A 10,847-nucleotide genomic window follows, 5' to 3' on the forward strand; every position below is an offset into this window, starting at 1 on the left:
CGCCCCCACCGTCAGCTGTACGTCCGCCAAGGCCGGACTCGCCGCCAAGCTGAAGAAGGACATCACCGCCGCGCTGGCCAACCGCAAGGGGACCATCGCGGTCGGCCTGTACGACCGTTCCACCAACACCACCTGTGCGCTGAGGGCTTCCAGCGCCTACGACTCCGCCAGCGTCGTCAAGGTCACCGTGCTCGCCGCGCTGCTGTGGGACGCGAAGAAGCACAACCGGTACCTGACCGACCGTGAGGCGTCGCTCGCGAAGGCCATGATCACCAAGTCCGACAACGCCGCGACCAGCACGCTCTGGAAGCAGCTCGGCATGACGAAGATCAAGGGCTTCCTCAGCGCCGCCGGCATGACCCAGACCAAGCCCGGCGCGAACGGCTACTGGGGGCTGACCCAGATCACCGTCACCGACGAGCAGAAGCTGCTGAAGCTCATCACGGCCAAGAACGCCATACTCAGCGACAACTCCCGTGCCTACATCCTGAAGCTGATGGGCCAGGTCGTCTCCTCGCAGCGCTGGGGCACCCCGTACGGAGTGCCGTCCGGTGTCACCGTCGCCGTCAAGAACGGCTGGCTGCAACGCGCCACCCAGGGCTGGCGGGTGCACAGCGTCGGCGCGTTCAAGGGGCGGGGGCATGACTATGTGATCACGGTGCTCACTCACGGCAACAGCACCATGAACTACGGCATCACGACCATTCAGGGCGTCGCCAAGGTCATCCACAAGGACCTGGCCGCGAGCTGAGCCTTAACGAGGCGGCCTACCTCGCGTCACCCACCAGTCCTACGGTGACCCCGTGAACCCCGTGAACCCCGTGACCTTCGTGAACCCCGTGACCTCCACGCGCCTGAGAACCGTACTCGTCACCGCCGTCGCCGGCCTGGCGGCAGCCACCTGCCTGACCGCCGCCGCCCCCGCGAACGCCCACGCCACGGCGAAGAACGACCACGTCTGTTCGCCCTCCGTCTCCATCGACCGCTTCTCCGACGCGCTCGACAAGACGACGTACGACGGCACCTTCGTCGGCAACTTCTCCGCCCTCGCCGTCGACCGCGACGGCTCCCTCGCCGCCGTCTCCGACCGTTCGGCCCTCTTCGCCCTCGACGGCAGGACGCTCGCGCCGAAGGCCGTCGTCCCGCTCGCCGACGAGAGCGGCGCCGCCCTCGACTCCGAGGGCCTCGTCGTCGACCGCGACGGCACCCGGCTGATCTCCTCCGAGACCGAGCCCTCCGTACGCCGCTACTCCCGCGACGGCCGGATCCTCGACCGCCTCCCCGTGCCGGACGCCCTGAAGGTCACCCCGGCGGGACGCGCTCAGCCCAACGGCACCTTCGAGGGCCTGACCCTGCTCCCCGGCGGCCGCACCCTGCTCGCCTCGATGGAGTACGCGCTCGCCGGGGACAGCGCCGGCATCGTCCGCTTCCAGACCTGGCAGCGGACCGGCGGCGGCCACGGCCGTCACTTCGAGCTCGGCCGCCAGTACGCCTACCGCACCGACGCCGGCCTCGGCGTCCCCGAGGTCCGGGCGACCCCCGACGGCCGCCTCCTCGTCCTGGAACGCGGCTTCACCGCCGGTGTCGGCAACACCGTCCGCCTCTACCTCGCCGACCCGCGCCACGCCACCGACACCAGCGGCATCGAGAACCTCACCGGGCAGGACGGCGCACGGCTGGTCAGGAAGACGTTGCTCGCCGACATCGTGAACTGTCCGTCACTGGGAGCGACCGCCAAGCAGCCCCAGCCGAACCCACTCCTCGACAACATCGAGGGCATGGCGATCACGGGGTACTCGAAGGGGCGCCTGAGGGTGCTGCTGGTCAGCGACGACAACCAGAACGCCGTACAGACGACACGGTTCTACCACCTGCGCGTACGGATCTGAGCGCACCGCCCCCGATTGTTGCGGCGGGATGAAATCGGGGCTCGCCGGCGTTGGTGCCTTCCGGCAGATCAGGACGAACGGAGGGCACCCGCGTGGCAGCGCATCAGGGGGAGACCAAGGGCTGGGCGCGCAGACTGGCCGGGTATGCGTGGCGGTATCCCAAGGACGTGGTCCTGGCTCTCGGGTCCTCCCTCGCCGGTATGGCCGTCATGGCCGTGGTCCCGCTGATCACCAAGGTGATCATCGACGACGTGATCGGCGACCACACCCGCGGCATGGCCCTCTGGGCCGGCCTGCTCATAGCCGCCGCGCTCGCCGTCTACGTCCTCACCTACGTCCGCCGCTACTACGGCGGCCGCCTCGCCCTCGACGTCCAGCACGATCTGCGCACCGACATGTTCGGGACGATCACCCGGCTCGACGGGCGACGGCAGGACGAGCTGTCCACCGGGCAGGTCGTCGGGCGGGCCACCAGCGACCTCCAGCTGATCCAGGGACTGCTCTTCATGCTCCCGATGACCATCGGGAACTTCGCGCTCTTCCTGATATCCCTGGTCGTCATGGCGTGGCTGTCGCTGCCGCTCACGCTGGTCGCCCTCGCGGTGGCCCCCGCTCTGTGGTGGATCGCCAAGCGCAGCCGGACCAGGCTGCACCCCTCCACCTGGTACGCCCAGGCCCAGGCCGCCGCCGTCGCGGGCGTCGTAGACGGGGCCGTCAGCGGTGTACGCGTGGTCAAGGGCTTCGGGCAGGAGGAGCAGGAGACCGGCAAGCTCAGGGACGTCAGCAGGCGGCTCTTCGCGGGGCGGCTGCGCACCATCCGGTTCAACTCGAAGTACACCCCGGCGCTGCAGGCCGTCCCTGCGCTCGGTCAGGTCGCCATGCTCGCGGTCGGCGGCTGGCTTGCGGTGCGCGGGCACATCACGCTGGGTACGTTCGTCGCGTTCTCCACCTACCTCGCCCAGTTGGTCGGCCCGGTGCGCATGCTCGCCATGGTCCTCACGGTCGGGCAGCAGGCCCGGGCGGGCACCGAGCGGGTCCTGGAGCTGATCGACACCGAGCCGTCGATCGAGGAGGGCACCAGGACGCTGCCCGCCGACGCGCCCGCGACCGTCGAGTTCGACGACGTGTCCTTCGGCTACGACGACTCCGCCGACCCCGTTCTCGACGGCCTCAGTTTCGAGATCCGCCCCGGCGAGACCCTCGCCGTCGTCGGCTCCTCCGGCTCCGGCAAGTCCACGGTCTCCCTGCTCCTGCCGCGCTTCTACGACGTCACCCGCGGCGCCGTCCTCGTCGGCGGCCACGACGTGCGCGAGCTGACCTTCGACTCGCTGCGGGCCGCGATCGGACTGGTCCCCGAGGACTCCTTCCTCTTCTCGGACACGGTCCGCAACAACATCGCCTACGGCCGCCCCGACGCCACCGACGAGGAGATCCGCAAGGCCGCGCGCGCCGCCCAGGCGGACCGCTTCATCACCGAGCTGCCCGACGGTTACGACACCACGGTCGGCGAGCACGGCCTCACCCTCTCCGGCGGCCAGCGCCAGCGCGTCGCGCTCGCCCGCGCGATCCTCACCGACCCCCGGCTCCTCGTCCTCGACGACGCGACGTCGGCGGTGGACGCCCGTGTCGAGCACGAGATCCACGAGGCGCTGAAGCACGTCATGGAGGGCCGGACGACGCTGTTGATCGCGCACCGGCGCTCCACCCTGAACCTCGCCGACCGCATCGCCGTCCTCGACGCCGGCCGCCTCGCCGACATCGGCACCCACGAGGAACTCCAGCGACGCTCAGCCCTGTACCGCCGCCTCCTCACCGACCCCGACGAACTCGGCGGCGTCTCGCCCGGCCACGCCCAGCCCGTCTGCCCTCAGGAGGACACCTCCGTACGCGATGAACTGGACGCCGAGTTCGACGCCGAACGCGGGGTGACGCCGAGGCTGTGGACCGGCGACCGCGAGCCCAAGGACCTGGCGCTGACGGAGTCGCCGGCCACCCCCGAGCTCCTCGCCCAGGTGGCGGCGCTGCCCCCGGCGACCGACACCCCCGACATCGACGAGGCCAAGGCGGTCCGGCCGGAGGAGTCGTACGGTCTGAAACGGCTGCTGCGCGGCTTCGGGCTGCCGCTGCTGATCAGCCTCGGGCTGGTGGCCATGGACGCCGGCATGGGACTGCTGCTGCCCGTCCTGATCCGGCACGGCATCGACTCCGGCGTCACCCAGGTCGCCCTCGGCGCGGTCTGGGCGGCCTCCCTGCTCGCGCTGCTCGCGGTCACCGTGCAGTGGGTGGCGCAGATCGGCGAGACGCGGATGACCGGACGCACGGGCGAGCGCGTCCTGTACTCCCTCCGGCTGAAGATCTTCGCCCAGCTCCAGCGGCTCGGACTCGACTACTACGAGCGGGAGTTGACCGGCCGGATCATGACCCGGATGACGACGGACGTCGACGCGCTGTCGACCTTCCTCCAGACCGGTCTGGTCACCGCCTTCGTCTCCGTCGTCACCTTCTTCGGCATCATGGTCGCCCTGCTGGTGCTCGACATCCAGCTCGCGCTCGTCGTCTTCGCGACCCTGCCGCCGCTGATCATCGCCACGTACTTCTTCCGCCGGGCGAGCGTGAAGGCGTACGAACTCGCCCGTGAGCGCGTGTCGTTGGTCAACGCCGACCTCCAGGAGTCGGTGTCCGGGCTGCGGATCGTGCAGGCCTTCCGGCGCGAGCGGGACGGCGGTGCGCGGTTCGCCGAGCGCAGCGACAGCTACCGGCAGGCCCGTATCCGGGGGCAGTGGCTGATCTCGATCTACTTCCCGTTCGTGCAGTTCCTGTCGTCGGGGGCCGCGGCGGCGGTGCTGATCGTGGGCGGGGCGCGGATCGAGGCGGCGACGCTGACGACCGGTGCGCTGGTGGCCTACCTGCTCTACATCGATCTGTTCTTCGCCCCGGTCCAGCAGCTCTCCCAGGTCTTCGACGGCTACCAGCAGGCCACGGTCTCGCTCGGCCGCATCCAGGAGCTCCTGCGGGAGCCGACCTCGACGAAGGCGGCCGAGGAGCCCCTGGAGGTGCTGTCGCTGCGGGGCGAGGTGGCGTTCGAGGACGTGCACTTCGCGTACGGGGCGGACGAGGAGGCGCTGAGCGGCGTCGACCTCCGGATCCCCGCCGGACAGACCGTCGCCTTCGTCGGCGAGACGGGCGCGGGCAAGTCGACCCTGGTCAAGCTGGTGGCACGGTTCTACGACCCCACCGGTGGCCGGGTGACCGTCGACGGCACGGACCTGCGCGCCCTGGACCTCACGTCGTACCGGCACCGTCTCGGGGTCGTCCCGCAGGAGGCGTACCTCTTCCAGGGCACCGTCCGTGACGCCATCGCCTACGGCAGGCCGGACGCCACCGACGCGGACGTGGAGGCGGCGGCCCGCGCGGTCGGCGCCCACGAGATGATCGCCACCCTCGACGGCGGCTACCTCCACGAGGTCGCCGAGCGTGGCCGCAACCTCTCCGCCGGCCAGCGCCAGCTGATCGCCCTCGCCCGCGCCGAACTCGTCGACCCCGACATCCTGCTCCTCGACGAGGCCACCGCCGCCCTCGACCTGGCCACGGAGGCCCAGGTCAACCAGGCCACCGACCGCGTCGCCGGCCACCGCACCACCCTCGTCGTAGCCCACCGCCTCACCACGGCCGCCCGCGCTGACCGGGTGGTCGTCATGGATCACGGCCGGGTCGCGGAGGACGGGACGCACGAGGAGTTGCTGGCGCGGGGCGGGCGGTATGCCGAGTTGTGGCGGACCTTCATCGGGGAGGCCGAGGCCGCCGCGGCGTGAGGGGGCTGCCGTGCAACCATCCGGCGTACGCCGTGCGTCCGTACACCAGTACGCTCATTGCCGGTGTACGGGGAGGACAACCCAGTGGACAGAGGTGCGATACGCCGACGACTGGCCGTCGGTCTTGCGGTGCTGACCGCGGCCGGGCTGATCGCGGTCGCGGCCCCGACGCAGGCACAGGCCGCGGCCGCCACGCGCTGCGAGGGCCGCAAGGTCAAGACGTACCCGTTCTCCACCGGCACCCTGTACGTCTACAAGAAGAGCGGCCACGTCTGCGCCATCGTCACCCCCAGGCGCCCCGGGCGGCAGCAGACGATGATGGTCAGCGTGCAGGCGTTCCGGGCCAAGCCCGTGACCGACGAGGGCCTGTACACCCGCCGGGCCGGCCCGGTCACCGTCCATGCCGGGCAGCGGTGTGTGTGGGTGAAGGGCCGGGTGGGCAGCGGGTCGGTGAGCAAGGGCTGGATCCTGTGCTGACCGGCTGATTCCCGCCCCCGCCGCACCTGCTTCGCGCCTCCGCTCCCGGGAATTCTCCATCTTCCCTGGTGCGCCGGGGAGTTGCTCCGATAGCTTCCGCAGGCACATCTGACTCACAAGGGAGGGTGCATGCGGAAGGCGCTCAGATGGCTGCTGGCGCTCGGCGTGCTGATCGGCACGTTGGGCACGGCGGGAACGGCGGGCACCGCGGGGGCGGCCACCACCGACCGGTCGGGGGCCATCACCACCGACATCAAGGAACGGCTGCTCTCCATACCGGGGATGAGCCTGATCGAGGAGAAGCCGTACACCGGCTACCGCTTCTTCGTCCTCAACTACACCCAGCCGGTCGACCACCGGCACCCGTCCAAGGGAACGTTCCAGCAGCGGATCACCGTGCTGCACAAGGACGTCAGCCGGCCGACGGTCTTCTACACCAGCGGCTACGACGTCTCCACGACACCCAGCCGCCGCGAGCCGACCCAGATCGTGGACGGCAACCAGATATCCATGGAGTACCGCTTCTTCACCCCTTCCCGGCCCGACCCGGCCGACTGGACCAAGCTGGACATCTGGCAGGCGGCCAGCGACCAGCACCGCATCTTCCGGGCGCTGAAGAAGGTCTACGACCGGAACTGGATCTCCACGGGCGGCTCCAAGGGCGGCATGACCGCCACGTACTACGAGCGGTTCTACCCGAGGGACATGGACGGCGTCGTCGCCTACGTCGCCCCCAACGACGTGGTCAACCGCGAGGACTCCGCCTACGACCGCTTCTTCGCGGGCGTCGGCACCAAGGAGTGCCGCGACCGGCTGAACGCCGTACAGCGCGAGGCGCTGGTGCGCCGGGAGCCGCTGGAGAAGAAGTACGCCGCGTACGCCGCCGAGAACGGCTACACCTTCCGCACCATCGGCAGCCTGGACAAGGCGTACGAGGCGGTCGTCCTGGACTACGTCTGGGGCTTCTGGCAGTACAACCTGCTGCAGAACTGCGCCAACGACACCCTGATCCCGCCGGACGCGAAGAACGCCACCGACGACCAGATCTGGACGTCCATCGACACCGTCTCCGGCTTCTCCTTCTACACCGACCAGGGCCTGGAGCCGTACACGCCGTACTACTACCAGGCGGCCACCCAGCTCGGCGCGCCGACGATCCACTTCCCGCACATCGAGAAGAAGTACCTCCGCTACGGCTACCAGCCCCCGCGGAACTTCGTCCCGAGCGACATCCCGACCAGGTTCCAGCCGGGCGCCATGCGTGACGTGGACACCTGGGTCAAGCACAACGCCCGCCACATGCTCTTCGTCTACGGGCAGAACGACCCGTGGGGCGCCGAGCCGTTCCGCCTCGGCAAGGGCGCGAAGGACTCGTACGTGTTCACCGCCCCCGGCGCCAACCACGGCGCCCGCGTGGACGGACTGGTCGGCGACGAGAAGGCCCTCGCCACGGCCCGCATCCTTGACTGGGCGGGCGTCCCGGCCACCGCCGTGAACCGGGCGGAGCCGCTGGCGAAGTACGACGCGAAGCTGGACGTGCGCGACGTGGAGCGGGAGCCGACGCTGCGTCCGTAGCCCCTGCTCACACGGGCCGCGCGCAGCCCACCGGCTTCTCGCCGCCCAGTTGCACGTAAAGGGCCGTCGACAAGGGGCATCCCGCTCGCTTGTCGACGGCCTTCGTCACCTTGTACTGCGGTTTCCGCTCGGCCTTGCCGTCGCAGGACGTCTCGCGGACCTGGCCGTCGCCCGAGCTGTACACGCAGTCGCCGACGATGGTGCGGGGGCCGCCTCCGCCGCCCGGGTCGCCGGGGTGGGGCGCGGCGAGGTTGCGCATGCAGGCGTAGCCCTGCGGGACCGCCCCGTCGCCGTCCTCGTCCAAGCCGCGGCTCTGCTCGCTGATGTGCAGCACGAAGTCCGTGGTCCCGGGGCACAGCGGCCCCGCGCCCACCTTGCCCTCGTGCCGCGCCACGACCCGCGCCGCCGCCCGCTCACTGGTGCAGGACACCTCGGTGAAGCTCGTCGTACCGAAGGAGCTGCACTCGTCGACGCCGAGGAACACCGTGCCGTGGCCCGCGGCCCGGGTCGGCGCCACCTGCTGTTCGCTCGCGGTCCTGTCGAGCCGCCCGTCGTCCCTGGCCGCCGAGGCGTTCTGGCACCCCGTCAACAACACGCTGAGCAGCACCAGCAACGCACAGGCCGGCCCCGCACCATTTCTCCCGCGCATCGCACTCCCCCCTGGTACCCCCGTCCAGCGTGACCCGCGACAACGGGCGCACGCCAGACATGTGGGGTCCTTTGCGTCGGTTGGGGGTGAGTGCGCCCACTGTGTGACGTACGGGCGCTACGTCCAAGCGCTCCCCAGCGCTAACTGCTCCGGTAGGACAGCCCGTGCCCGATCGGATACAGCACCCGCGTCGGATCGTCCGCCCGCTGCACCGGCACCGGCAGCCGTCCGCGCGGTGCCACCCGGCCGGCGATCCCCCGGGCGGCCGCGCGCAGTTCGACGTCGGTCCATGAGTACGACGCCAAGCAGGCCCGGACGGCGGGCAGATGGGCCACGTCGTAGGGGTTGCGGATCGCGACCGCCACGACCGGCCTGCCCGTCGCGAGCAGTTGTTCGACCAGCGTCTTCTGTGTGCTGCTCGCGGTGACGTTGTACGTCCCGACCACCACGGCGTCGGCTGCCCGAGCGGCCTCGACGGCACGGGCGATGATGGCTGCGGACGGCGAGGTGCCCGTCGACAGGGCGGTGGCCGTGAAGCCCAGTTCGGTCAGGGCGGTGGCGAGGACGCCGGTCGGGGGCCCCGTCGTGCCGGACGGGGAGGCCGGGTCGGCGCCCACGACCAGGACCCTGGGGTGGCTGCGGCGGGACAGCGGCAGCAGCCGGCCGTCGTTGACCAGCAGGGTCGTCGTCCGCTCGGCGATACGGTCGGCGGTCGCGAGATGGGACCGGGTGCCGACGTTGCGGTCGACCCCGCCCTGGCTGACGTAAGGCTCCTCGAACAGCCGCAGTCTCGCCTTCAGCCGCAGGACGCGCAGGATGGACTCGTCGAGCCGGGCCTCGGTGAGTTCCCCGTCCTGCACGGCCTTCAGGACGGCGTTCCAGGCGACGTCCAGGGACGGCGGGTTGAGGAGCTGGTCCACGCCGGCCTTGAGCGCGAGGACGGGGACGCGGTCGTCGCCGTACTTCGTCCGGACGCCCTCCATGCCCAGCGAGTCCGTCACCACCAGCCCGTCGTAGCCGAGTTCCTCGCGCAGGATGCCGGTGAGGATCGGGCGGGAGAGGGTGGCCGGGTCGCCGGAGTCGTCGAGGGCCGGGACCATGATGTGAGCGGTCATGATCGAGTCGATGCCGGCCCGGACGGCGGCCCGGAACGGCGGTGCGTCCAGGGTCTCCCACTGCTCACGGGTGTGGGTGATGACCGGGAAGCCGTAGTGACTGTCGACGGCGGTGTCGCCGTGCCCGGGGAAGTGCTTTGCGGTGGCCGCGACCTGCTGCGACCGCTGATACCCGGCGACCTCGGCGGCGACCAGGCCGGCCACCGCGTCCGGGTCGGCGCCGAAGGAGCGGACGCCGATGACGGGGTTGGCCGGGTTGACGTTCACGTCGGCCACGGGGGAGTAGTTCTGCCGGATGCCGAGCGCCTTGAGTTCCTGTCCGGCGATACGGCCGAGGGTGCGGGCGTCGGCGCGCGAGGCGCCCGCGCCGATGGCCATGGCGCCAGGGAACAGGGTGGCGGGCTCGCCGACGCGGCAGACGATGCCGTGTTCCTGGTCGGTGGAGATGAGGACCGGCAGGCCGCGGGGCTGGGTCAGGGAGGCGCGCTGGATGCCGTTGGAGAGGTCGGCGATCTGGTGCGGGTCCCGGGTGTTGTGCGCCCAGGTGAAGTAGATGATGCCGCCCACCCGGTACTTGGCGACCAGCTCGGCGGCTGTCCGGACGCCGATCTCCTTGAGGTTGGCGTCGATGTCGGCCTGGTCGGGGGCGGTCGCGGAATGACCGTAGACCCGCATGACGAAGAGCTGGCCGACCTTCTCCGGCAGGGTCATCCGGGCGATGAGGGCGCGGAGTCGCTTGTCGTCGGGGGTGGCGGCGTGGGCGGTGCCGCCGAGGGCGAGGGCGGTGGTGAGGCCGGTGGTGGCGGCGAGGACGGTACGTCTTGAGGGGCTCGCTGTGTTGTCTGTAGGTCGTCTGCTTCCCGTGCTGGAGTCGGGCACGTGCGCTCCTTCCGGAGGTGGTGCGCTGAAGGAAACTTCCGAGAAGCCACCAATAACCGGGAAGTTTCTGCCAGTCAAGGGAGTGCACCGTAACCAGAGAGGGGCCGCCATCGGCGCAGTTGGAGGGGGGCGCGCCGATGACGGCGTGCTGCCGGCCGCGGTACGGCGGAGAGGGTAGGTCAGCGATCGCAGCCAGCAGCGAGGGCCGACACCGCACCACGGTGACTCTCCGACAGCTCGCGGGTTGGACGAGCGGGGGTGACGCTGGGTTCCCTGAAACACCCCCCGAAGTCCTCGCCCCCGCCGCCCCTACCCGCCCCATCCCCAGGGGCTGCGCCCCTGCGACCCCGGGTCGTTTCTTCGGGTGCGGGCCGGTGGGGGCTGGTCGCGCAGTTCCCCGCGCCCCTTTCTGGGGCTCCGCCCCAGACCCCGCTCCTCAAACGCCGGAGGG

General features: G+C 70.7%; 7 protein-coding genes. 5 read left to right on the forward strand and 2 right to left on the reverse strand.

Features of this window, described 5'->3' with window-relative positions; genetic code table 11:
• The 5 genes from L0P92_RS36830 to L0P92_RS36850 form a co-directional block, all read left to right on the forward strand.
• Window positions 1-751 (forward strand): serine hydrolase (locus L0P92_RS36830; RefSeq protein ID WP_234767417.1); only part of this gene is annotated, 751 nt, incomplete at its 5' end.
• A 52-nt stretch (window positions 752-803) separates the two neighbouring features.
• Window positions 804-1,889, forward strand: coding sequence for an esterase-like activity of phytase family protein (locus L0P92_RS36835; protein WP_234767418.1), 1,086 nt, complete (start codon window positions 804-806; stop codon window positions 1,887-1,889).
• Between the two features lie 92 nt (window positions 1,890-1,981).
• Window positions 1,982-5,701: an ABC transporter ATP-binding protein gene (locus tag L0P92_RS36840; RefSeq protein ID WP_234767419.1), complete on the forward strand. Its 3,720-nt coding sequence runs from the start codon at window positions 1,982-1,984 to the stop codon at window positions 5,699-5,701.
• An 84-nt stretch (window positions 5,702-5,785) separates the two neighbouring features.
• Window positions 5,786-6,178 (forward strand): hypothetical protein, encoded by a 393-nt coding sequence (locus L0P92_RS36845; protein ID WP_234767420.1) that lies wholly within the window; start codon window positions 5,786-5,788, stop codon window positions 6,176-6,178.
• A 129-nt stretch (window positions 6,179-6,307) separates the two neighbouring features.
• Window positions 6,308-7,753 (forward strand): S28 family serine protease, encoded by a 1,446-nt coding sequence (locus tag L0P92_RS36850; RefSeq protein WP_234767421.1) that lies wholly within the window; start codon window positions 6,308-6,310, stop codon window positions 7,751-7,753.
• Between the two features lie 7 nt (window positions 7,754-7,760).
• Here the strand turns inward: L0P92_RS36850 and L0P92_RS36855 are convergent, their stop codons facing one another.
• Window positions 7,761-8,402 carry a hypothetical protein gene (locus L0P92_RS36855; RefSeq protein ID WP_234767422.1) on the reverse strand — a complete coding sequence of 214 codons (642 nt, stop codon included), beginning with the start codon at window positions 8,400-8,402 and terminating at the stop codon, window positions 7,761-7,763.
• A gap of 140 nt (window positions 8,403-8,542) precedes the next feature.
• On the reverse strand, window positions 8,543-10,396 hold the full coding sequence (locus tag L0P92_RS36860) for a glycoside hydrolase family 3 protein (protein ID WP_234767423.1): 1,854 nt from the start codon (window positions 10,394-10,396) through the stop codon (window positions 8,543-8,545).
• Window positions 10,397-10,847: the final 451 nt, after the last annotated feature.

The organism is Streptomyces muensis (assembly GCF_021474425.1).
GTDB classification, from domain to species: domain Bacteria; phylum Actinomycetota; class Actinomycetes; order Streptomycetales; family Streptomycetaceae; genus Streptomyces; species Streptomyces muensis.

What these genes read in the sequence shown, in the direction of transcription:
- L0P92_RS36850 (WP_234767421.1), top strand. Translation starts at nt 6,308, where the DNA reads ATGCGGAAGGCGCTCAGATGGCTGCTGGCGCTCGGCGTGCTGATCGGC.
- L0P92_RS36855 (WP_234767422.1), bottom strand. Translation starts at nt 8,402, where the DNA reads ATGCGCGGGAGAAATGGTGCGGGGCCGGCCTGTGCGTTGCTGGTGCTG.